The organism is Acetobacter sp., from assembly GCF_047723915.1.
Classification (GTDB): domain Bacteria; phylum Pseudomonadota; class Alphaproteobacteria; order Acetobacterales; family Acetobacteraceae; genus Acetobacter.
Genome location: NZ_JBDOBQ010000011.1, coordinates 40,547 through 64,423, shown reverse-complemented (window position 1 = coordinate 64,423; position 23,877 = coordinate 40,547). Strand labels below are relative to the sequence as shown.

Sequence of the window (23,877 nt, the reverse complement as noted above, 5' to 3'; positions counted from 1 at the left end):
CAGGAACACGCTCACGCCAGCCAGCCGCCCGGTTGCCCCCGCAAAAGCTGCCCGGTTTCGAACAGGGGCAGGCCGATCACGGCGGAAGCGCTGCCTGACAGGAACCTGATACAGCCCGCTGCATGGCCCTGCAGCGCATAGCCCCCGGCCTTGCCGGACCAGTCACCGGCATCGAGCAGTGCGTCGATCTGGCGCGGGCTCAGGCGCGAGAACGTGACTGCTGTTTCCACCAGCCTGCTGGCATGGCGCCCTTTTTCCCACGCGGCTGTGGGTGTCACGGTAACAGATGTCAGCACCGTATGGCGCCGCCCCGAAAGCTGCTCCAGGCAGTGGCGTGCCGTTTCACGGTCTTCCGCCTTGGGCAGGATACGCCGCCCAAGGGCCACCACCGTATCTGCCGCAATGATAAGGGCCGGTTCGCTCAGGACAGCGGCAACGGTTGCCGCTTTTTCGTTGGCCATGCGCTGGGCATAAAGGCGGGGGGTCTCGTTCCGGCGGGGCGTCTCGTCAATATCGGCGGGACGGATCAGGTCGGGCTCCAGCCCGATCTGGCGGAGCAGGTCGATCCGGCGGGCAGAGGCGGAGGCCAGAACCAGAAGGGGGGCCACCCCCCCTACGTCAGCAGCAGGCTGGCTAGGTTCGGTCACGATGTTATTTGAAACGGAAGGTAATGCGGCCCTTGGTCAGGTCGTAGGGGGTCATTTCCACATTGACCCGATCACCCGCCAGAACGCGAATGCGGTTCTTGCGCATCTTGCCGCTGGTATGGGCGAGAATAACGTGTTCGTTGTCCAGTTTGACCCGGAACATGGCATTAGGCAGCAGTTCGGTAACTGTGCCGCTAAATTCGATCATGTCTTCTTTGGACATTGCATCCTTCATTTGGTCTGAAACTGCGGAAACTTCGGTGAGCAGGTATGGTTGAGGGGCGTGCCGGGGTCAAGCATTTGCTGCGGACCGCAGGCTGCGGGCTTAGTCCCTGCCCGTTGCGGTGGCCTGTGCGTCCAGCGCATCCAGCCTGGCTGAAACGCTCAGCGCATGGGCTTGCAGCCCTTCGGCATGGGCCAGGGCCACGGCCGCGGGGCCGATCCGGCGCAGCGCATCCGGGCCGCCCGACAGGAACGTCGTGCGCTTCATGAAGTCGTAGACCGACAGGCCCGAGGCAAAGCGCGCCGTGCGGGAAGTGGGCAGCACGTGGTTGGGGCCGCCCACGTAATCGCCTATGGCTTCGGGGCAGAAACGGCCGAGGAACGCGGCTCCGGCGTGGCGTACAAGGGCAAAAAGCTCTTCCGCATTGTCCACCATCAGTTCCAGATGTTCGGGGGCCAGACGGTTGGCAAGGCTTACGGCCTCGTGCAGGTCGCGCACCACCAGCACGGCCCCGTTGTCGCGCCAGCTTGCGCCTGCAATGCCTGCGCGGTTCAGCACTTTCAGTTCCGCATCAACCGCGGCGGTAACGGCGTCGGCATAGGCCGCGTCGGCGGTGATCAGCGTGGCCTGGGCCAGTTCGTCATGTTCGGCCTGGGCCAGCAGGTCGAGTGCGATCACGCGCGGGTCGGACTTCGAATCGGCAATCACCACCACGTCGGAGGGGCCGGCAATGCTGTCTATGCCGACATGGCCGAACACCTGCCGCTTGGCTTCGGCCACATAGGCATTGCCGGGGCCGACAATACGGTCCACCGGGCGAATGGTGCCGGTGCCGTACGCCATGGCTCCCACGGCCTGTGCTCCGCCCACACGGTATATCTCGCTGACCCCGGCGCGTTCGGCCGCGGCCAGCACCAGCGGGTTGATAACACCCGCAGGTGTGGGCACGCACATGGCAAGGCGGCCTACCCCCGCCACCTTGGCGGGAATGGCGTTCATCAGCACCGATGACGGATAGGCCGCCTTGCCGCCCGGTACGTAAAGCCCCACGGCGTCCAGCGGTATCCAGCGCATGCCAAGGGTCATGCCTGCGTCGTCCGTGTAGCGCATGTCGGCGGGTATCTGCGCCTTGTGGAAAGCTTCGATCCGGCGGGCCGCCACGTCCAGCGCGTCCAGCAGGTCGGGTGCCACCTGCGCGCGCGCCTGGGCAATTTCCTCTGCCCCGAAAGCCAGGGTCTGCGGCGTGACGGGCAGGCGGTCGAACCGTTCGGTAAAGGCGCACAGGGCGCTGTCGCCATCCTTGCGGACAGAGGCCAGAATATCAGCCACCGGGCCGCTGACTTCCTGCCCCTGTTCCTCGCGCCCGCTCAGCAGGCTTGCAAAGGCGGTTTCAAAATCAGCATCACGCGTATCGAGCCGTTTCATGGACTGTGCCTTATGCCTTGCCTGACGTTGAAGGAGCGGGCGGTACAAGTGCGGTGCGCAGGCGCCCGAGAATGGCGGCAATCCGCTCGGGCTGGGTTTTCAGCGCGGTACGGTTGATAATGACGCGGCTGCTGACCTGGGCAATGGTTTCGACCTCGACCAGCCCGTTGGCGCGCAGGGTGGAGCCGGTATCCACAAGATCGACGATCAGGCGTGACAGGCCAAGCATGGGGGCCAGTTCCATGGCTCCGTGCAGGTGTACGATGGTGGCGTTTATACCGCGCGCGGCAAAGAACCGGCGGGTAATGGAGGGGTATTTGGTGGCCACGCGCACTTCCGACCAGCGGGCCCATTCCTGCGGGTCATGCGGCAGGTGTGCGGCCTGCGCGACAGCAATACGGCACGCCCCGATACCCAGGTCGAGAGGGGCATAAATTTCGGGGTAATCGAATTCGCTCAGCACGTCGGAGCCGCAGATCCCGACCTGAGCCCCGCCCGAGGCCACAAAGGTCGCGACATCGAAGGAGCGGACCCGCACCACGTCCACAAGGGGGTCCTGTGTTGCAAAACGCAGCTTGCGGCTGTCGCCTGCCAGACATTCGGGGGCCGGGGCCATGCCCGTGCGGGCAATAAGAGGGGCCACTGCCTTGAGAATACGTCCCTTGGGCAGGGCCAGAACAATATGATCGCCAACCCCATGCCCAGCAGGGGCCGGGCAGGAACTGTCTCCGGGCTGGCGGTCTGAAACGGGCTGGGTCATGAATACTCCGGCAGGCAAGGCATCTGGTCTGGCAGGAAGGCTCCTAACACAGCCCGGCGGAGAAGAAAAACCGGCAGGCCATGTCAGGTTGGCGGGACAGGCCGCCCGACAGGCACCGCACAGGCCGGTTGCGGGTGCCGCAAAGGGGCCGAACAAAGAAAAAAGCCCGCATAACGCGGGCAATCCTACCGTTAAAGGCAGGGTGGCCGGGGCGCTGTTCGCATGCACGCCCCGGCCCGTGTCAAAAGTCCGTTCGCGCCGGACCTAGCGACGCCACCAGCCTGTGCGACGGCTCGCACGCGGCGGGCTGTCCTCAATCACGATGGGCTGGACGGCGGGCTCACCCTTGTCGTCTTCAGCAGCGCCGGGTTCGGCCACGGTCTGCTCGACCTGTTCCGCAGCCGCTTTCCTGGCTGCCGCGGCACGGGGCGCACGCTTGCGCGCAGGCTTGGCCGGTGCTTCGGCTTCTTCCGCCACGACAGCATCCGCCACAGCTTCGTCCGGGGCTTTGGCGGCTGCCTCGGCTACGGGTTTGGCCTTTGCAGGCTTGCGGGCGGGTGCACGGCGGGCCTTTGTGGCCTTGGCGGGGGCTGCTTCATCCTCCGTGGGGGCCTCCGTGGGGGTGGCTTCCTCGGCGGATTTAGCCTTGGTGGCAGCTTTTGCGGTGCGCGCCTTGGCGGGTTCAGCCTTTTCCGCTGTCTCGGCGGCCTGTTCGGTTGCCGTGGCATCGGCTTCGCTGGCGGGTTTCCGGCGGGTGCGGCGGCGCGTCCTGGGTGCGGCTTCGGCCTCCGCCTCTGCCTGGGGTGCTGCGGGTTCAGCCTCCTTGGCGGGTGTGGCCTTTACGCTTTCCGGCGCCGTCACGGTTTCAGGCGTGGCAGCCTTTTCGACCGGGCTGGCCTTGGCAGGCGGAGCAACCTGGGCTGCACGCTGGGTTACGCTGTTTTCGAGCAGTTCGAAAATATCCGGCTCGTCACCAAACGGATTCGCGGGGGTCGGGCCACTCCAGACGGGCTTGATACGCTGGGGCGCCGGACCGGCTGCGATTTCGACCGTGCTGTCGCGACCGGTGTCGCGCGTTTGGGCCGGGGCCGGGCGTTCGGTGCGTTCGGCTTCCGGCGCACGGTCGTTGCGGCGCAGGCGGGTGTGCCGTGTCCGGCGTCGGCCCTGCACCAGATTGCCTTCGGTCGCGGCGGGTTGCGCCACGTCATGCACCTCGTCCTCGGACACGGCTTCGGACTCGTCCTCATCGGTGTCGTCCTGCGCGTCGTCCGCACCCTGCTGGGCGGATGTCGCCTGGCCGTTGCCATTTTCACCACGACGGCGACGGCGACGACGGCGGCGACGACGCGGTTCTTCCTCGCCCGGTGCCGCATTCGGGGCATTGCCGGACTCTGGCGTTGCGGGTTCTGTGGCATGAACGTCCGCCTGCGCGGGTTCAGGTTTTTCGAAGTCGTCTGCTTCCACATTTTCCACAGGCGGCAACTGGGCCGGGACCGCGCGGGCATGCTGGCGGCGCTCGATACGGATTTCAGGCGCCAGCAGCGTGGCATCCGGTGCGAACAGCACTTCCATCTGGTGGCGCTGTTCGATCTGTTCCAGCCAGTCGCGCTTGTGGTTGAGGATGTAGAACGCGATTTCGGATGCGACATGCACCGTAATGGCCGAAGCCCGGCGGCGCGCGCCTTCTTCTTCCACCGCGCGGAGCACATGCAGGGACGAGCTTTCCACGCTGCGGGTCATGCCGGTGCCGCTGCAATGCGGGCAGGGCACGAACGTGGCTTCCGCCACCGAGGGGCGCAGACGCTGGCGCGACATTTCCAGCAGGCCGAAATGCGAGATCGAACCGATCTGGATACGGGCGCGGTCATTGCGCAGCGCGTCCTTGAGGCGGCGTTCGATCGTTACATTATGGCGGCGGGACTCCATGTCGATGAAGTCGATCACAACCAGCCCGGCCAGATCGCGCAGGCGCAGTTGGCGGGCAACTTCGTCAGCGGCTTCCTGGTTGGTGCGGAACGCCGTTTCCTCGATGTTGCGCTGGCCGGTCGCCTTGCCCGAGTTGACGTCGATCGCGACAAGGGCCTCGGTCTGGTTGATGACCAGATACCCGCCCGAGCGCAGATGCACGACGGGGGAGAACATGGCGTCCAGATGGCCTTCCACATGGTAATGTGTGAAAAGCGGCTGCTGGTCCTTGTTCCACAGGCGCACTTTTTCGGCGTGCTGGGGCATGAGCATGCGCATGAAGTCGCGCGCGGCTTTCCAGCCGTTTTCGCCATCGACCAGAATTTCGCTCACGTCGCGGGTATACACATCGCGAATGGCGCGCTTGACCAGGCTCGCTTCCTCATAGATCAGCGCCGGGGCCATGGACTGCATGGTGTGTTCGCGAATGTTGTCCCACAGATGGAGCAGATATTCGCAGTCACGCGTGATTTCGGGGCCCGGCCGCTGCGCCCCGGCGGTGCGCACGATCATGGCCATGCCGCGTGGCAGGTTGAGGCTGGAGATAATGTCGCGCAGGCGGCGGCGGTCGGACACTGCCGTGATCTTGCGCGAAACGCCGCCGCCACGCAGGGCGTTGGGCATCAGTACGCAATAGCGGCCCGCGAGCGAGATATAGGTTGTCAGCGCCGCGCCCTTGTTGCCGCGTTCGTCCTTGACCACCTGAACAAGCAGGATCTGGCGGCGACGGATGACTTCCTGAATACGGTAATTGCGCAGGAAACGGGCAATGCGGCGCTGGATCAGCGCTTCCTCGCCTGTGTCGGTTTCGCCGCTCACATATTCGGGCTCGGCCTCGGCGGGGGCGGCGCCGTCATCTTCGCCGTTGACGAGAGCCGTGGTCTCGTCCGGGGCGGCGGTGTCCGTGCTGTCGGCAGTGTCCGCTGCTTCGGCCGCGATCTGGTCGTCTTCGTCCGCGCCGTTATCGACCAGGCTTTCTTCCTCGGCCTGGAGGGCAAGCAGCTTTTCGCGGTCGGCTACGGGAATCTGGTAATAGTCGGGGTGGATTTCGCTGAAGGCGAGAAAGCCGTGCCGGTTGCCGCCATATTCGACGAAAGCAGCCTGAAGGCTGGGTTCGACCCGTATGACGCGCGCCAGATAGATGTTGCCTTTGAGCTGCTTTTTGGCAGCGGATTCGACATCGTAATCTTCAAGCTTGTTTCCATCCAGCACGACCACGCGCGTTTCTTCCGCGTGTGTCGCGTCGATAAGCATCCGCTTTGACATAAAAAGAAAAACTCCGATACGCCGGTGGCCAGCTCGCGCGGTGCGTCCGCCGGGTGGGCGGCGCAGGGCGCGGGGGCGCTTCCAGCGGGTAAGAAGAGGCATGAACCGGGGAATGAAAGGCACATGGGCCGAACCCGACCGCAACCCGTGCAACGGTGCTACCCAGGCGGTCTAAGGCCTGCGGTCTGTCCGTTATGGTCGGGGCGGTGGCGCGGGTGATCGTCATGTGTCCTTCGGGTGGTGTTTCCCGCTTTCGGTATCGGGTGACAGGGGGCTTTTGTCCTGGCCCTGGCACGGCAAACAGAAATGGAAAACGGCTTGCATGGCTGACATTTCTGCCCTGAACCCATACTCTGCTCAACATGACGCAAATAAGGGTTGACTGCAAGTTATTCGTCATAAGGGGCGCGGATTGCGTCTTTCGACCCCGAACGGCGCTATGTAACACGTTATTATTTTGCCATGATGCGCAGGCCAGATAAGACAGGAACAGGACGAACGAGGGCGCAAGTCATGGCAGGGTTCGGGATCGGGCGTATGGCGCGGCAGGGGGTGACAGCGGGGGGCAGTGCGTCCCGGCGGGACGTGCTGGCCGGTATTGCGGCGGCCCCCCTGCTTGCCGCCCCGTTCATGGCCGCGCCTGTGCGCGCCGCGACACGCGCGGCACATGGCCTGCACGCCCCCGCCCATATGGCGGCCCACACGCTTGTGGCACCCCACGCGGCCAGCCCTCATGCATCTGTTCCCCATGCGCCTGCCATTGTGGGGCGGGCCGCGCCCGCGCTCCCGCTTGTCATGCTCGATCCCGGCCATGGCGGGAAGGACCCCGGGGCAATTGGTCTTTCGGGTACCTATGAAAAACATGTGGCGGAGGCAGCAGGGGCGGAACTGGAACGCCAGCTTCTGGCCACGGGGCGGTACCGCGTGGCCATGACCCGTACCAGTGACCGATTCATTCCGCTGGACGGGCGGGTGGAGCTTGCGCAGCAGCATGGAGCGTCGCTCTTTATTTCCATGCATGCTGATGCGCTGCATAATCCGGGCGTGCGCGGGGCCAGTGTCTATACGCACGCGCAGGGCGCATCCGACAGTCAGACAGCGGATCTCGCGCGTACTGAAAACAGTGCCGACCGGTATGGTGGCCCTATGGTGCACGGTGCCTCGCCCGAGGTGCAGCAGATTCTGGCCAGTCTGGTGACGGAAGAAACCCGCAAGGGTTCGGCCCATATGGCGCAGGCCGTGGTGTCGTCCTTCCAGTCCCGCATCCTGCTGCTGACGCATCCGCAGCGCCATGCCGCCTTCGCGGTGCTGAAGTCGGCCCAGATTCCCTCCGTTCTGGTGGAAATGGGTTTTATGTCCAACAGGCTGGATGAGGCGGCTTTGCGGCAGGCCGGGCACCGGGCCATGGTGGCGGGTGCAATGTGCAATGCGGTCGATCGCTATTTTGCGGCCGCCGGGGCCGGTCTGGCGGGCTAGTTGACTGGCTGACGTGCGCGAGGGGGGCGTGCCGGTGGTTTGAAAGTTTTTTTCCGCACCCGCATGTGTGCCTGACAGCCCGCGTTGGGGAGCAGACATGCGAGCCGGACGGCTGTGCCTGCCCCGGATTCTGCTCTGACGCGTATTATATTCAATAATGTCGTGTCACGGCTGTTGCGGGCAGGTGTTGCTCTGGCCCGTTCGTGCGCAAGTTCTGTAGGGAAAGTGCCCGCAGGCGGTGCCGGTCCGGCATGATGGCGCAGGGGACCCCGGTGGGGAGTATTACCTTGCAACATCTCTTTGTCATGTGGGAAAATTTGGTGCCCAGAAGAAGACTCGAACTTCCACGACCTTTCGGCCACAGGTACCTGAAACCTGCGCGTCTACCAATTCCGCCATCTGGGCTCAAATGGCAACCAGGAGTGGCTCCCGGCTGGTGTTGAGGCATTTACCCCGCTGGCCGGGGGGCGTCAACAGGCGTTTTGATTTTTTTTTGACAATTCGTATCCGTCTGGCCCGATCTCCGGGTTTTTGGGGGAACCGCAATGAATTCAAATGCTTTGAATGCGGTGTATGCTGCCCGGGCGTGCTGTCGTGTCAGGTCGGGCATACAGCCAAAGAGGCCGCGAAAGGGCGTCCAGGGGCGTTCCAGTGGGGGATCGCCGTGATGGTTCCTTCATGCTGATCGCCCCCGAGGTCGTCCATGGGGGAGGGGCTGAAGGTTGCCCCCGGAGGTTGCCCATGGGGGGCTGAAGGCGCGGTATAAACGGGCAGGGTAGAGGGGCGCGTGGCATGTATGAAAATAGAACAGCCGTCGTGTTTGGTGGCAGCGGGTTTGTGGGGCGATACGTCGTGCAGTGTCTGGCCCAGGCGGGCTACATGGTGCGTGTGGCCAATCGTCGGCCGGATCAGGGGGCGCTGCTGCGCAGCCTGGGGGACGTTGGCCAGATCGCGCCGTTCTATGCCTCGGTGCTGGACGATTATTCGGTAGCCACCGTCATGCGTGGGGCTGACGTGGCGATCAACCTTGTCGGGGTTCTGTCTGCCCCCCGCGGTCAGGGGCTGCTGGCAGTCAATGTTGACGGGGCGGGGCGGGTGGCGCGCTGCGCGGCGGAGGCTGGCGTGGCGCGCTATGTCCATATGTCCGCCCTTGGGGCCTGCGCCAAGGCTCCCTCCGCCTATGGCAGAAGCCGTGCGGCGGGGGAGCAGGCGGTCAGGCATTACAGGCCCGATGCCGCCATTGTCCGGCCATCGCTGATATTCGGGCGCGAGGACCGTTTTTTCAACAGGTTCGCGGCCATGGCGCGTTACCTGCCCGTCATGCCGGTTTACGAACCCAATACGCGCATACAGCCGGTTTACGTGGGCGACGTGGCCCAGGTGATCGGCCAGTTGGCGACGCGGGACGGTTATGGCGGGCAGGTATGGTCGCTGGGCGGCCCCGATATCATGACCATGTGCGAGATCATACGTTTCGTGCTGGAGGAAACGCGGCGGCACAGGCCGATTATTGTGGTGCCCGGATGGCTGGCGCGGTTGCAGGCCACGATACTCGAACGCCTGCCCGGTGCACCGCTGACGCGTGACCAGTTGCTCATGCTGTCGCGCGACAATGTCATGCCCGGACCCGAATCGGGGTTCGAGCCTTTCGGTATGATACCGCGTAGTGTTGCCGCCTGTGTGCCGGCCTATCTTGAGCGGTATCGCCCCGGCGGTGGACGGGCCGAAATGGCGGTGGATGAGGTATGATACCTCAAAATAGGTCCGAAAATATACCTATATAGTGGGTGCGGATGTTATTTTTCGGTGAAAAACTGCAAAAAAAATCAAAAAGGACAGTAATGCTGTCTTTTTATCCATGGAGATAAAGAGCACCTTCCGGCTCACTTGACGTTGGGGGCGTAGTCCGTGGGGCGCGCCCTGTTTTTCCGGGGGTCGCGCATGGCGAACACAATGCTGAAATTTGTCTCCGTACCGCAAAGGCAGCCGGAAAAACGCACGGCCGATGCCCGCCGCGCCGACTTCGACGAAATTTACGAAGACTATTCCCCCGCGGCGGCGGGCGAGCAGGCCAGTCGCTGTTCGCAGTGCGGCGTGCCGTTCTGTTCCGTGCACTGCCCGCTGGGCAACAACATTCCCGACTGGCTGATGCTGACTGCCCAGGGCCGGCTGGAGGAAGCGTATGGCGTGTCCTCCGCCACCAACAACTTTCCCGAAATCTGTGGGCGTATCTGCCCGCAGGACCGCCTGTGCGAAGGCAACTGCGTGATCGAACCCGGGTTCGAGAGCGTGACCATCGGGGCGGTTGAGCGTTACATTACCGACACGGCGTTCGAGAACGGCTGGGTCCAGCCCATTCGTCCCGTGCGCGAACGAGCACAGTCCGTGGGTATTGTGGGGGCGGGTCCGGGCGGGCTGGCCGCGGCCGGGCAACTGCGCCAGCAGGGTTTTCAGGTGCATGTCTATGACCGCTACGACCGCGTGGGCGGCCTGCTGGTTTACGGCATTCCCGGCTTCAAGCTGGAAAAGGATATTGTCGCCCGCCGTCATGCCCTGCTGGAAGAAAGCGGGGTGGTGTTCCATCTCGGCCAGGGTGTGGGCAGCGGGGCGGACGACCTGCCGTTCGAGGTCCTGCGCTCGCGCCACCATGCGGTGCTGATTGCAACAGGCGTATACCAGTCGCGCGAGATTGGTGGACCCGGTGCCGGTCTGGCGGGTATCGAGCGCGCGCTCGATTACCTGACCGCGTCCAACCGCCGTTCGCTGGGCGATACATTGCCGCCAGAGGCCGAAGCGCTGGATGCGCAGGGCAAGGCGGTTGTGGTGCTTGGCGGGGGTGACACCGCCATGGACTGCCTGCGCACGGCCATCCGCCAGGGGGCGCGTTCGGTCACCTGTGTGTACCGCCGTGACAAGGCCAACATGCCCGGCTCCGCCCGGGAAGTGAAGAACGCCGAGGAAGAAGGCGTGCATTTCGAATGGCTGGCCGCCCCCGAGGCGTTCCTGGGTGACAGCACCGTAACCGGCGTGCGCGCCACACGTATGAAGCTGGGCCTGCCCGATGCCTCGGGCCGCCAGTCGGTGGAGCCGGTGGAAGGCTCGTCCTTCACGCTTGAGGCCGATCTGGTCATCAAGGCGCTGGGGTTCGACCCCGAGCCCCTGCCCAAGCTCTGGGCGCAGCCGGGGCTGGAGGTATCGCGCTGGGGTACGCTCAAGGTGGGGCAGAAAGATTTCATGACCTCGCTGCCCGGCGTGTTCGCCGCGGGCGATATCGTGCGTGGGGCCAGCCTGGTGGTGTGGGCGATCCGTGACGGGCGTGATGCCGCGGCCAGCATTCACCAGTGGATTGAAGCAAATGAGACGGCATCCGCCGTGGCGGAGCAGGGATGATGGCTATGGAGCAGTTTGGGAACACAGGCGAAAGCGCTGAGGAATTTTTCAAGGCGTGGGATGCCAACGTAGCAGCCCTGGAAGGGTTGTACGACCCGGCGGACGAGCGCGATTCCTGCGGTGTGGGCTTTGTCGCCGCCCTGGATGGCAAGCGCCGGCGCGATGTGGTGGCAGGCGGGATCGCCGCGCTCAAGGCTATCTGGCACCGTGGTGCGGTGGATGCTGACGGCAAGACCGGTGACGGCGCGGGTATTCACGTTGAAATTCCGCAGGCTTTCTTTGCGGACGCCATCATCAGCACGGGCGACCAGCCCAGCGACGGGCCGATCGCGGTGGGGCAGGTGTTCCTGCCCAAGACCGATTTCGTGGCCCAGGAACTGTGCCGCCAGATCATCGAAACCCAGATTCTCGCCTTCGGCTATGGTATTTACGGCTGGCGTCAGGTGCCGATCGACACCTCCTGCATTGGCGAGAAAGCCAACGCCACCCGCCCCGAAATCGAACAGATCCTGATCCGCAACCTGCCGCGCAAGCCCGAGGCGGAGTTCGAGCGCGACCTGTACGTCATCCGGCGCCGGATCGAAAAGGCGGCCATTGCAGCGCAGGTTGACCTGTATATCTGCTCGCTGTCGTGCCGTTCGCTCATCTACAAGGGCATGTTCCTTGCCGAGCATCTGACCGAGTTCTATCCCGACCTGCTGGATGAGCGGTTCATCAGCCGTTTTGCCATTTATCACCAGCGCTATTCCACCAACACCTTCCCGACCTGGAAGCTCGCACAGCCGTTCCGCCGTCTGGCGCATAATGGTGAGATCAACACCATTTCGGGCAATATCAACTGGATGAAAAGCCACGAGACACGGCTTTCCCACCCGGAACTCGACCCGTGGATGTCCGATATCAAGCCGCTGGTGCAGGCCGGCGGGTCCGATACCGCCACACTGGACAACGTGTTCGAACTGCTGACCTTTGCCGGGCGTGACGCGCCCGCCGCCAAGGCGCTGATGATCCCGGCCAGCGTGGGCGGCAATACGGGCATGAAGCCTGAACACCGCGACATGTTCATGTATTGCAACGCCGTCATGGAACCGTGGGACGGCCCGGCCGCCCTGTGCGCGACTGACGGCCGCTGGGTGGTGGCGGGGCTGGACCGTTCCGGCCTGCGCCCGCTGCGCTACACGGTCACGACCGACAGGCTGCTGATCGTGGGGTCCGAGACCGGCATGGTGCGCGTGCCCGAAAGTGCGGTTCTGGCCCGTGGGCGCCTTGGCCCGGGCGAGATGATCGGCGTGGATCTGGATGAGGCCAAGCTTTACAGCAACATCGAACTGCTGGACCTGCTCTCGGCCCGTCAGGATTTTTCGGAGTGGATCAAGCGCACCCAGAAAATCGGCCATCTGGTCCGGGCGGATGTCACCGAACCGCTGTGCTACCAGGGAGACGAATTGCGCCGCCGCCAGCTTGCCGTAGGCACCACGCTGGAGGAGCTTGAAGCCATCCTGCACCCGATGGTGGAAGATGCAAGCGAAGCCATCGGCTCCATGGGGGATGACACGCCTCTGGCGGTGCTGTCGCCCCATTACCGTGGCCTGTCGCATTATTTCCGCCAGATGTTCAGCCAGGTGACGAACCCGCCCATCGATTCCCTGCGTGAATCGCGGGTGATGAGCCTTGCCACCCGTCTGGGCAACCTGGGCAATATTCTCGACCAGTCGTCCGAACAGTGCGACATGCTGCAACTGCCCAGCCCCGTGCTGACATCGGGCGAATATGCAGCGCTGAGCCAGTTCTGCGGTGCGTCTGGCTGCGTGATCGACTGCACGTTCCCCGCAAAGGACGGTGAGGCCGGTCTGCGCGAAGCCATTGCCCGTATCCGCCACGAAGCGGAAGATGGCGTGCGCGGTGGGTGCACCCATCTGTTCCTGACGGATGAGGCGCAGTCCGCCGAACGGTCGTGCATTCCCATGATCCTGGCGACCGGGGCGGTTCACACGCATCTGGTCCGCACCTCGCTGCGGACCTTTACCTCGCTGAACGTGCGCACGTCCTCCGCGCTGGACGTGCATGCCATTGCCGTGACCATCGGCGTGGGGGCCACCACGGTTAACCCGTATCTGGCACAGGAAAGCATTGCGGACCGGCACCGCCGGGGCCTGTTCGGCAGCCGCAGCCTGCGTGAATGCATGGAACGCTACCGTAAGGCAGTGGACAAGGGCCTGCTCAAGATCATGTCCAAGATGGGTATTTCCATCGTGGCGTCGTATCGGGGTGGCTGCAATTTCGAGGCGGTGGGCCTGTCGCGCGCGCTGACGGCGGAATTTTTCCCCGGCATGCCGTCGCGCATTTCGGGCATCGGGCTTTCGGGCATTGCGCGCAATGTGCTCAGCCTGCACGAACGCGCCTGGGGGTCCGCCTCCGCCCTGACGCTGCCCGTGGGCGGGCTGTACAAGCTGCGCCGCGGGGCCGAGCCGCATGCGTTTGACGGCCAGCTTATCCATATGCTGCAGACCGCTGTCGCGACCGACAGCTTCACCATCTACCGGCGCTATGCCGACGCCGTGCGCGCACAGCCCCCCGTGGCCCTGCGCGACCTGCTCGACTTCCGCGAAGGGCGCACCCCCATTCCGGTGGAGGAGGTGGAAAGCATCACCCAGTTGCGCAAGCGGCTGATTTCCCCCGCCATTTCGCTGGGCGCGCTCAGCCCCGAAGCGCATGAGACGCTCTCCATCGCCATGAACCGGATCGGGGCCAAATCCGATTCCGGCGAAGGCGGGGAAGATCCGTCCCGTGCGAAGCCCCGGCCCAATGGGGACAACGCGTCCTCCGCCATCAAGCAGGTGGCGTCGGGTCGGTTCGGGGTGACCGCGCAGTACCTGAACGACTGCCGCGAGCTTGAAATCAAGGTGGCGCAGGGTGCCAAGCCGGGTGAAGGCGGGCAGTTGCCCGGCTTCAAGGTGACGGAACTGATCGCCAAGCTGCGCCATGCGACCCCGGGCGTGACCCTGATTTCGCCCCCGCCGCACCACGACATCTATTCCATCGAGGATCTGGCCCAGCTTATTTACGACCTCAAGCAGATCAACCCGGATGCACGGGTCACGGTCAAGCTGGTGGCGCGTTCGGGCATTGGCACCATTGCCGCGGGTGTGGCCAAGGCCAAGGCCGACGCCATCCTCATTTCGGGCCATAGCGGGGGCACGGGCGCAAGCCCGCTCAGTTCCATCAAATACGCGGGTCTGCCGTGGGAACTGGGGCTGGCCGAGACGCATCAGGTGCTTATGCTCAACCGCCTGCGCCACCGCGTGCGCCTGCGGGCCGATGGTGGTATCAAGACCGGGCGCGACGTGGTGATCGCGGCCATGCTGGGGGCCGAGGAATTCGGGATCGGCACGGCAAGCCTTGTGGCCATGGGCTGCATCATGGTGCGCCAGTGCCATTCCAATACCTGCCCGGTCGGTGTGTGCTCGCAGGACCCGGCCATGCGCGCCAAGTTCGAAGGCACGCCCGAGAAGGTGATCAACCTGTTCTCGTTCATTGCCGAGGACGTGCGCAACATTCTGGCGTCTCTGGGCTTCAGGACCCTGAACGAGGTCATTGGCCGGACCGATCTGCTGCGTCAGGTCTCGCGCGGCACGGACGATCTGGACGACCTGGACCTGAACTCCCTGCTGTCGCAGGCGGACCCGGGGCCGTTTGCGCGGTACTGCACGCTTGAAGGCCGTAACGAGGTACCCGACACGCTGGACGCACAGATGGTGGGCGATGCCCGGCCCCTGTTCGAACATGGCGAGAAAATGCAGCTGCACTACAATGTGCAGAACACCCAGCGCGCCATTGGCACGCGCATTTCGTCGCTGATCGTGCGGCAGTTCGGCATGAAGACGCTGGCTCCGGGCCACCTGACCGTGCGGCTGCGCGGCTCCACGGGCCAGTCGCTGGGGGCGTTCGCGGTGCAGGGGCTCAAGCTCGAAGTGCTGGGCGATGCGAACGACTACGTGGGCAAGGGCCTGTCGGGAGCGACCATTACGGTGCGTCCGTCGCCCTCTTCCACGCTGGTGACGAACAGGAACGCCATTATCGGCAATACGGTGCTGTATGGCGCGACCTCGGGCGAGCTGTTCGCCGCGGGGCAGGCGGGCGAACGCTTTGCCGTGCGCAACTCGGGGGCCGTGGCCGTGGTGGAAGGCTGTGGGTCCAACGCGTGCGAATACATGACCGGTGGCACGGTTGTGGTACTGGGTGACATTGGCGACAACTTCGGCGCGGGCTTTACCGGCGGCATGGCCTTCGTGCTGGATACGGCACAGGACTTCGCCGAGCGGGTGAACCCCGAATCCCTGCTGTGGACGCGGGTTGCCGATCCGAAATGGGAGGCAACGCTGCGCGGTCTGGTCGAGCGGCATGTGCAGGAGACCGGCTCCGCCTACGCCACGATGCTGCTGCACAAATGGGACGAGGTTCTGCCGCAGTTCTGGCAGATCGTGCCGCGCGATTATGCCCGTATTATCGGCTTTACCGTGCCCCAGGCCGAACTGGAGCACGCGGGCTAGGCCAGACGAAGGACAGCACGCATGCGGCCTGCCGGTTCGCACGCGGAATGGCTGGCATATCGGCTGAAGGCCACAGGTCACGGGCAGCGGGCGAGGGGGCAACCTCTCGCCCGTTGTGCGTTTTTGTCATGCGGCAGGTCGCGTTCAAGTGCTCTCGCCTCTGGCGCGTTTGCAGGGTAGAGTGGCGGCATGGAACAGAGCATGCACGCCCCCCATTCCCGCCATTTTCCTCTTTTGTCCGCGCAGGCCGATGCGCAGTCGGCCGGACAGGCCACCACGGCTGAAAGCGCGTTGCCGCGCTGGGACCTGTCGGCCCTGTACGCGGGCATGGACGATCCCGCGCTTGAAGCCGATCTGCTTGCCGCCGCCGAACAGGCCAGGGCGTTCGGCCAGCAGTATCAGGGCAGGCTTGCGGGCCTGTCGGGCCATGACCTGGCCGCCGCGCTGAACACGTTCGAGGCGATCGAGGAAAAGCTGGGCCGGGCGGGGTCTTACGCGTCCCTGCTGTTCGCGGCGGATTCGTCCGATCCGGCGATCAGCCGTTTCAACCAGTCCATGAACGAACGGCTGACGGTCATTTCCGGCGACCTGCTCTTTTTTACGCTGGAACTGAACCGGCTGGATGAGGACGCCCTGCAGGCCCGGCTGGCCGACCCGGCCCTGGCGCGCTGGCAGCCCTACCTGCGCGATGCGCGGATGTACCGCCCGCACCAGTTGTCCGACGAGGTTGAAAAGGTCCTGCTGGAAAAATCCGTTACCGGGGCGCAGTCATGGTGCCGCCTGTTTGACGAGACCATAGCCGCCCTGCGCGTCACGCTGGACGGGCGGGAGATGACCGTGGGCGAGGCGCTCAACCGCCTGTCCGACACGAACCGGGATACGCGCGCGCGTGCTGGCAAGGCCGTGGGGGCCGTGTTTGGCGAGAACGTGCGGCTGTTCTCGCTCATTACCAATACGCTGGCCAAGGACAAGTCCATTGCCGACGGACTGCGGCACTATGCGCGCCCCACCTCGGCGCGCAACCTGTCCAACATGGTCGAAGACAACGTGGTGGATGCGTTGGTCAGTGCCGTAAAGGCCGATTACCCGCGCCTGTCGCACCGGTATTACGCGCTCAAGGCCCGCTGGATGGGGCTGGACAAGCTTGAACACTGGGACCGTAATGCCCCCCCGCCCGGCAGCGACGACCGCGAAATTCCATGGACGGAAGCCAAGGCCATTGTCCAGAAAGCCTATGACGGATTCGATCCGCGCCTTGGCAAGATCATCAACACCTTCCTGACCAGTCCGTGGATTGATGTGCCGCCCGCCCCCGGCAAGTCGCCCGGGGCTTTCGCGCACCCTACCGTGCCGTCGGCCCATCCGTATATTCTGCTGAACTATCATGGCCGTATTCGCGATGTCATGACCCTGGCGCATGAACTGGGCCATGGCGTGCATCAGGTTCTGGCCGCACGGCAGGGCTATTTCATGTCCGACACACCGCTGACCCTGGCCGAAACCGCCAGCGTGTTCGGCGAAATGCTGACCTTCCAGTCCCTGCTCGAAGCCGAGACAGACCCCGTGCGCCGCAGGCTGCTGCTGGCCGCCAAGGTGGAAGACATGCTCAACACCGTGGTGCGTCAGGTGGCGTTCTACGATTTTGAAACCCGTGTGCATGACGAACGCCGCAAGGGCGAGCTGCTGCCCGAGCGCATTGGTGAAATCTGGCGCGCGGTCCAGACCGAGAGCCTTGGCCCGGCCTTTCATTTCACCCCCGATTACGACGTGTTCTGGGCGTATATTCCACACTTCATCCACTCGCCCTTCTATGTTTACGCCTATGCGTTCGGTGACTGTCTGGTGAACGCGCTTTATGGCGTGTTCCGCGAGGGGGCGGCGGGTTTTCAGGACAAATATGTTGCCATGCTGGAAGCAGGCGGCACGCTGCGCCACCGCGAACTGCTGGCCCCCTTCGGGCTGGATGCGTCAGAACCCGCCTTCTGGCGCAAGGGGCTGGATGTGATTTCCGGTTTCATTGACGAACTGGAACAGGGCTGACCATGGCGCGCGATCTCGATAATTCCGGCGTTTTCGGCGAATTCCGGCGCATGGTGCAGACAACCGGCACCGTTGGCGGGATCGCCGCCCGGCTGGCGGGCCACAAGATCGGCCTGTTCTCGGGCGGGGCCGCCCATGCGGAAGACCTGAAATCCGTGCTGGGGGGACTCAAGGGCCCGCTGATGAAAGCCGCGCAGCTTCTGGCCACCATTCCTGGCGCGCTGCCCGAGGAATATGCCGAGGAACTGGCCCAGCTTCAGTCCAACGCGCCGCCCATGGGGTGGAACTTCGTGCGTCGCCGCATGACCGCTGAACTGGGCCCGGGCTGGGAAAAGCATTTCCGCTCCTTCGGGCGTGAGGCAGCGGCTGCCGCCAGTCTGGGGCAGGTCCACAAGGCGGTGCTGGCCGATGGCCGGCAGGTGGCGTGCAAGCTGCAATACCCCGACATGAATGCGGCTGTTGAGGCCGACCTGCGGCAGTTCCGTATGGCGATCGGGGTCTATCATCGTCTGGACAACGCCATCCGTCAGGATGACGTGGTGGAGGAACTGGCCGAACGCCTGCGCGAGGAACTGGATTACCGGCGCGAAGCCGCCAACATGCGGCTTTACAACGGCATGCTGAGCGAATGCCCGGATGTTACGGTTCCGCTCCCGGTTGACGGGCTTTGCACGCGCCGCCTGCTGACCATGGAATGGGTGCAGGGCCGCAACCTGAACACCGCCATAAAGGACGGGCTGGCCGAGGATGAGAAAAAAGCTATAGCCCGCGCCCTGTTCCGCGCGTGGTACCTGCCGCTCTACCGTTACGGCGTGGTCCATGGCGACCCGCATATGGGCAATTTTACCCTGCGGGACGATGGCGGGCTGAACCTGCTCGATTTCGGGGCGATTCGTATTTTCAGGCCCTCTTTCATCAAGGGTAATATCGATCTCTTTAACGCCCTGCGCACGGGCGATATCGACCTTGCCGCCCACGCGTACGAGGCCTGGGGCTTTCGCGACCTGACGCGTGAGAAAGTGCTGGTGCTCAATGAATGGGCGGGGCTGCTGTTCGCGCCCCTTATGGATGACCGCGAACGCTACATTCAGGAAGACAACGACCCCGCACGCGGGCGCGAGGTACTGTCACGCGTTCATGAAGGGTTGCAGAAAGCCGGTGGCGTGCGCCTGCCGCGCGAGTTCGTGCTGGTGGACCGTTCCGCCATCGGGCTTGGGTCTGTTTTCATGCGGCTCAAGGTCAGGATGAACTGGAGCGAGCTGTTCCACGAGATTGTTGAAGGGTTCGACAGGGACACGCTGGCCCTGCGGCAGCAGGCCGCGGTGGATGCCGCCGGCTTCCCGCCCGAGGCACCCCCCGCCGTCTGAGGGCGGGTGCGCACACTCTGTGTCCGCACGAAAAAACCACGGCATTGCATACCATCATGCCATGCCGTGGTTGACCTGCGCCGGGTCACTGCCCTGTCGAATGCGCTTATTCGACGGAAAACCCACGCCTCCCGCCGCCGGGGCGTGGGTTCCTGGTGCTCTGGTCAGTAGGACTGCCAGGACGGGCGGCGCAGATGGTCCTGGTTGTATTGCAACTGCTCTTTCGTCAGCTGGAACCCGACCTCGAAGCGGTAGTCTGAATCCACATTGCGCGGCGGAATGGGCAGGTCGACGGTGACAAGCCGGGTTTCCTCGGAAAATGTCGAGATATTGGGCGGGAACGTCACGACGTGCTTGAACACGTGCTTGTTCACGATCCGGTCGCCATGCAGCACGGCAATGAACCAGGGCAGCGTTACGGTGCTGCCGGCGGCCGCACCGCGTTCGACCGTCATGCGCAGCACGAGTCGGGTTTTCAGGTCCTTGGGGCCGCCCGGCTGGCAGTCACCCTGGAGCTTGACGATGCTGGCCCGCGCCACCAGATCGGGAAAGCTCGTACTTTTGCCATTATACAGATAATAATCGGCGGCTTCCCCCGGCACATGCGTGATGGGGCAGGCCGGTGCGAAGCTCATGGATGCGTTCTGGTCAGGGCCGCAACCGCTCAGGGCGCTGAGTAGTCCCAACGCCGCTACGCCGGGCAGGGCGGGGCGGAACAACTGGCGGAATGCAGGCACGAGATGGTGGGGCATGGAATGGTCCGGCTTTAAGTGAAGGACAGGTGACGGGACAGGGCACAAAAGCGTGGTGTAGACTGACAGGCGCATCTTTCAGGGCTTTGATGCCGTAAAACGGGTTGCATCACTTGCGTCCTTTGCGTAGGCCACAATTTCCGTCGCCCTAGCGGGTTCCGGGCAGAGCCAGTTTTCAATATGCTTCTTCATAGCCAGTTTTCTTCTATACAGTCCGCTGCAACTTTGGGGAACACCATGCCCGATCAAACTCAAACCAAAGCCCCTCTGACCGCGCCGTCCGACGGTGCACCCAAAAGTGCGGATGTCATGTCCCTGAAGGTTCTCCTTGCCGGCCCGCGCGGGTTCTGCGCCGGGGTGGACCGCGCCATCCGCGTGGTGGAGGAAGCCATCAGGCGGTACGGGGCACCTGTCTATGTGCGGCATGAAATCGTGCATAACCGCACGGTGGTGGAAGAGCTGGAAGCCCAGGGCGCCATTTTTGTCGAGGAACTGGACGAGGTTCCGCCCGACGGCCATGTGGTGTTTTCCGCCCATGGTGTGCCCAAGACCGTCCCGGCGGAAGCCGAACGCCGCAACCTGCTGTATCTGGACGCCACCTGCCCGCTGGTGTCCAAGGTGCACCGCGAGGCCGAACGCCATTACGCTGGCGGTGGCCCCGAAAGCCGCCATATCCTCATGATCGGCCATGCGGGCCACCCCGAGGTCGTGGGCACCATGGGCCAGTTGCCGCCCGGTGCCGTAACCCTGATCAACGACGCGGAAGAAGCCCGCACGGTCCAGCCCGAGGACCCCACGCGCCTGGCGTTCATTACCCAGACCACGCTTTCGGTCGATGATACGGCAGAAATCGTGGATATCCTGCGTGAGCGCTTTCCCCTGATCGAAGGCCCCAAGCGCGAGGATATCTGCTACGCCACCACCAACCGGCAGGAAGCGGTCAAGACCATTGCCCCCGAATGCGACCTGGTGATCGTGATCGGTTCTCCCAACTCCTCCAACTCGCAGCGCCTGCGCGAAGTCGCGGAACGATCCGGGGCGTCGCGCGCGCTGCTGGTACCCCGTCTGGACGCGCTGGACTGGTCTGTGCTGGACGGTGTGAGCACGCTGGGCATTACGGCCGGTGCCTCCGCCCCTGAAGCACTGGTGCAGGAAATGCTGGCCGAAATGGCCAAGCGCTACACGCTGTGCATAGAAGAACGGATCGTGAAGGAAGAAAACGTGACCTTCCGCCTTCCCGCACCCTTGGGCTGAGGGTGGTTTATGGCCGTCTACACGGACGTCAGTGACGACGCCCTTCGCGTTTTTCTGGACGATTTCGCCATCGGGTCTCTGGTGGCGTTTCGCGGAATTGCCGAAGGGGTTGAAAACAGCAATTTCCAGCTTCGCACCACGCAGGGTGATTATATCCTCACCCTGTACGAAAAACGGGTCAATGCCCAGGACCTGCCGTGGTTTCTGGGGCTCATGCAGCACCTTGCGCGTGAGGGGGTAACCTGCCCGCAGCCGGTGGCGGACAGGCAGGGGCGTTCGCTCAAAACCCTGGCCGGGCGACCGGCTGCGGTGACCACGTTCCTGCCCGGCGTATGGCCGCGCGTGATCCGGCTGGAGCATTGTCGCCCGTTGGGCCGTGCTCTGGCGCAACTGCACGTGGCTGGGCGGTCGTATGCGCAGGAGCGTGCGAACGGTCTGGGGCCGGACGCCTGGTCCCCCCTGCTGGAAAGCTGTGGTCCGGCGGCCGATACCGTGCAGCCCGGCCTGCTGGCGGAACTGCAGACAGCCCTTGCCCATATCGTGCCCAACTGGCCGGGCCGGGGGCAGACCCCCAGCCTGCCGCGCGGACAGATCCATGCCGATCTGTTCCCCGACAATGTGTTTTTCCTCGACCAGAAACTTTCGGGCCTGATCGACTTCTATTTCGCCTGCACGGATTTTCTGGCCTACGATATCGCCATCTGCCTGAATGCCTGGTGCTTTGCGGTGGACGGGTCTTTCAACATCACCTTCGCGCGGCAGATCGTGCAGGGCTATGAAAGTGTCCGCCCGCTGGAGGACGCCGAGCGGGCCTGCATGCCCCTGCTGGCGCGCGGGGCGGCCATCCGCTTCCTGCTGACACGGCTGTACGACTGGATCAACACCCCGGCGGATGCGCTGGTAACCCCCAAGGACCCGCTGGACTATCTCAAACGTCTGCGTTTCCACATGGCGACAGAGAACTGCGGTGGTTATGGATTCTGAAAACACGGCCCTGCACCCTGAACGCTCGGGCCCGTCCGGCGGCAGCCCGGCGGATGGCGTGCAGAATGGTGAACCGGCGGGGCATGCCGGGGTCGCGTCTCCCGAAAACGGGGGCGAGGAGCAGGCGGGTAGCGCTGCGCGCACGTTTGTCGAAGTCTGGACCGATGGCGGGTGCAGGCCCAACCCCGGTCCCGGCGGGTGGGGTGTGCTGCTGCGCTGCAGGGGCGTGGAGCGCGAACTTTCCGGCGGGGATGAGGCGACCACCAACAACCGCATGGAACTGACCGCCGCGGCCGAAGCGCTGGAGGCCCTGACGCGGCCCTGCGTTGTCAGCCTGCATACCGATAGCGAATATGTCCGTAACGGCATTACGCGCTGGCATACTGGCTGGGTCAGGCGGAACTGGCGCAATGCCTCGGGCGATCCGGTGGCCAATATGGACCTGTGGCGCAGGCTGCTGGACGCCAGCAAGCGGCATGAGGTGTCCTGGCACTGGGTCAAGGGCCATTCCGGCGTGCCGGAGAACGAACGGGTGGACCAGTTGGCGACTGACGCGCGCAAAGCGGTGGAAGACAGGCTGTCCCGCTAAGCCTGCCCCCCCCCGGTCTGTCCCGCTCACTCTGCTCTTGCGCATGAACGGCGCTGGTCGGGCTGCGGTGATATGGGCGGTGCTACCCGTTCAGGGCACCACATCCGATTCATAAATGGTGATGTAGTCCTGTGTCTCGTCAGGCTTGGCCTGCGGGGGCAGGCCGATCACGCGCAGGTAGATCCGGGTCGAGGGTGTGCCCCCGTTCATGAGCACACTGCGCGCGGCAAGCCCCCGGGCCAGCGCCATGCGGCGGGGCAGGGACGGGTCATCCGGCGCGCCGGAACTGTAGGCGTCGATCATGGCGCGGATATGGGGCTTGTCCGACAGGCGCTGCCCGAAGGCCAGAATGGCCTGATGCGTTTCCGGGTTCAGGGCCGCCGATCCGGGGGCGAAGGTCAGGCGCACCCCGCCCGGAACGGTGCTGACAGTGCCTTGCGCCTTGAGTTCGACACTGGGCTGCTCGGGAATGGGGAAAGGGTGAATTTCCACATCCGGTGGCGCGGGGGTGAGGTGCGGCTCGGCCGGCGGCGCGTTGGGAATGGTCGGCAATGGTGCGGCGCGCCTGGGCTGCGTGCCAGAGACGGGTGCTGTTTTCTGGCTGTCGGTGGGCTGACCGCCTGAAGGCTGGCTCCCAGTGGGTGGGCTCCCAGTGGGTGGGCTTCCAGCGGGCTGGGCAGCCGTTTTGGCAGCGCCGGCGTTGGATGCGGCCGGGCTTTGTGTGGCCTGACCGGGTGCTGCCTGACCCGCTATATTCTGCCCCTGTATGGTCTGCCCGGGTTTGGCTTGACCGGGTGTGGCCAGTCCCGTGTTGTCCTGCGCCGCATTGCCTGCCCCCTGGGGGCTACGCCCCTGTGTGGGTGCGGCTGCGGTGGGGGAGGGTGCTGCATTCGGCCCGGCGTCCGCCGGGTGCGGTGCGATGCTGGCCGGGGTTGTGCGGGCGTGTGCGGGAGCCCGCCGCCGTGTCGGGGAAGGTTGTGTGGCACCTTGCTGTGGCTTGCCCGCGGCAGGCGTTGCGGGGGGCGGCGTTGACGGCGTTCCCTGAAGGTGGTCGAGCGCCTGGCTGCTGGTGGCAACCTGTGCCTGCGCCGTGGCCATGCTCAGGATGACCGCCCCGCAAAGCAGGGACACCCGGCGCGAAAAAAAGAAGAGCTTGTGCATCGTGCCGCAGCCTAGCCCAGAAAGCGTG

Annotated in this window: 16 protein-coding genes and 1 tRNA gene; 9 read left to right on the top strand and 8 right to left on the bottom strand. The window is 64.4% G+C overall.

Annotated features, from left to right (window positions below):
* Positions 1-11 precede the first annotated feature (11 nt).
* From ABF990_RS08070 to ABF990_RS08050, 5 genes are all read right to left on the bottom strand, one after another.
* Positions 12-647: a Maf family protein gene (locus ABF990_RS08070; RefSeq protein WP_415490975.1), complete on the bottom strand. Its 636-nt coding sequence runs from the start codon at positions 645-647 to the stop codon at positions 12-14.
* A 4-nt stretch (positions 648-651) separates the two neighbouring features.
* Positions 652-870 carry a translation initiation factor IF-1 gene (gene infA / locus ABF990_RS08065; protein WP_025860133.1) on the bottom strand — a complete coding sequence of 73 codons (219 nt, stop codon included), beginning with the start codon at positions 868-870 and terminating at the stop codon, positions 652-654.
* A gap of 102 nt (positions 871-972) precedes the next feature.
* Positions 973-2,295, bottom strand: a complete 1,323-nt coding sequence (hisD, locus tag ABF990_RS08060) for a histidinol dehydrogenase (protein ID WP_415490976.1) — start codon at positions 2,293-2,295, stop codon at positions 973-975.
* A 10-nt stretch (positions 2,296-2,305) separates the two neighbouring features.
* Positions 2,306-3,055: an ATP phosphoribosyltransferase gene (hisG, locus tag ABF990_RS08055; RefSeq protein WP_415490977.1), complete on the bottom strand. Its 750-nt coding sequence runs from the start codon at positions 3,053-3,055 to the stop codon at positions 2,306-2,308.
* Between the two features lie 264 nt (positions 3,056-3,319).
* Positions 3,320-6,286 carry an Rne/Rng family ribonuclease gene (locus ABF990_RS08050; RefSeq protein ID WP_415500436.1) on the bottom strand — a complete coding sequence of 989 codons (2,967 nt, stop codon included), beginning with the start codon at positions 6,284-6,286 and terminating at the stop codon, positions 3,320-3,322.
* A 690-nt stretch (positions 6,287-6,976) separates the two neighbouring features.
* Between ABF990_RS08050 and ABF990_RS08045 the strand changes: the two genes are divergently transcribed.
* A complete protein-coding gene (locus ABF990_RS08045) occupies positions 6,977-7,762 on the top strand; it encodes an N-acetylmuramoyl-L-alanine amidase family protein (RefSeq protein WP_415500438.1) in 786 nt (261 codons plus the stop codon).
* Positions 7,763-8,080: 318 nt separating this feature from the next.
* On the opposite strand, the gene ABF990_RS08040 is transcribed toward ABF990_RS08045, so the two are convergent.
* Positions 8,081-8,167 (bottom strand) — tRNA-Leu (locus tag ABF990_RS08040).
* 387 nt (positions 8,168-8,554) lie between these two features.
* On the opposite strand from ABF990_RS08040, the gene ABF990_RS08035 reads away from it, so the two are divergent.
* The 5 genes from ABF990_RS08035 (at position 8,555) to ABF990_RS08015 (ending at position 19,109) form a co-directional block, all read left to right on the top strand.
* Positions 8,555-9,511: a complex I NDUFA9 subunit family protein gene (locus tag ABF990_RS08035; RefSeq protein WP_415490979.1), complete on the top strand. Its 957-nt coding sequence runs from the start codon at positions 8,555-8,557 to the stop codon at positions 9,509-9,511.
* A 192-nt stretch (positions 9,512-9,703) separates the two neighbouring features.
* The gene (locus tag ABF990_RS08030) at positions 9,704-11,152 is read left to right on the top strand and encodes an NAD(P)-dependent oxidoreductase (RefSeq protein WP_415490980.1); all 1,449 of its coding nucleotides are present in this window, start codon (positions 9,704-9,706) and stop codon (positions 11,150-11,152) included.
* Complete coding sequence (gene gltB / locus ABF990_RS08025) at positions 11,152-15,702, top strand: glutamate synthase large subunit (RefSeq protein ID WP_415500803.1); 4,551 nt, start codon at positions 11,152-11,154, stop codon at positions 15,700-15,702. Before ABF990_RS08030 ends, gltB begins: the two co-directional genes overlap by 1 nt.
* 201 nt (positions 15,703-15,903) lie before the next feature.
* Positions 15,904-17,742, top strand: coding sequence for a M3 family oligoendopeptidase (locus ABF990_RS08020; RefSeq protein ID WP_415500804.1), 1,839 nt, complete (start codon positions 15,904-15,906; stop codon positions 17,740-17,742).
* A gap of 2 nt (positions 17,743-17,744) precedes the next feature.
* On the top strand, positions 17,745-19,109 hold the full coding sequence (locus tag ABF990_RS08015) for an ABC1 kinase family protein (protein WP_415500805.1): 1,365 nt from the start codon (positions 17,745-17,747) through the stop codon (positions 19,107-19,109).
* Positions 19,110-19,273: 164 nt separating this feature from the next.
* On the opposite strand, the gene ABF990_RS08010 is transcribed toward ABF990_RS08015, so the two are convergent.
* The gene (locus tag ABF990_RS08010) at positions 19,274-19,861 is read right to left on the bottom strand and encodes a hypothetical protein (protein ID WP_415490984.1); all 588 of its coding nucleotides are present in this window, start codon (positions 19,859-19,861) and stop codon (positions 19,274-19,276) included.
* Positions 19,862-20,098: 237 nt separating this feature from the next.
* Here ABF990_RS08010 and ispH point away from each other — a divergent pair, with 237 nt between their 5' ends.
* From ispH to rnhA, 3 genes are read left to right on the top strand one after another with little or no spacing between them, the layout of a single operon-like run.
* Positions 20,099-21,115, top strand: coding sequence for a 4-hydroxy-3-methylbut-2-enyl diphosphate reductase (gene ispH, locus ABF990_RS08005; protein ID WP_415490985.1), 1,017 nt, complete (start codon positions 20,099-20,101; stop codon positions 21,113-21,115).
* Between the two features lie 9 nt (positions 21,116-21,124).
* Positions 21,125-22,099 (top strand): homoserine kinase, encoded by a 975-nt coding sequence (locus tag ABF990_RS08000; RefSeq protein ID WP_415490986.1) that lies wholly within the window; start codon positions 21,125-21,127, stop codon positions 22,097-22,099.
* The gene (gene rnhA, locus ABF990_RS07995) at positions 22,089-22,688 is read left to right on the top strand and encodes a ribonuclease HI (RefSeq protein WP_415500806.1); all 600 of its coding nucleotides are present in this window, start codon (positions 22,089-22,091) and stop codon (positions 22,686-22,688) included. The genes ABF990_RS08000 and rnhA overlap by 11 nt, the downstream gene beginning before the upstream one ends.
* Positions 22,689-22,778: 90 nt before the next feature.
* Here rnhA and ABF990_RS07990 read toward each other — a convergent pair whose 3' ends face one another.
* Positions 22,779-23,849, bottom strand: a complete 1,071-nt coding sequence (locus tag ABF990_RS07990) for an OmpA family protein (RefSeq protein ID WP_415500807.1) — start codon at positions 23,847-23,849, stop codon at positions 22,779-22,781.
* Positions 23,850-23,877 lie beyond the last annotated feature (28 nt).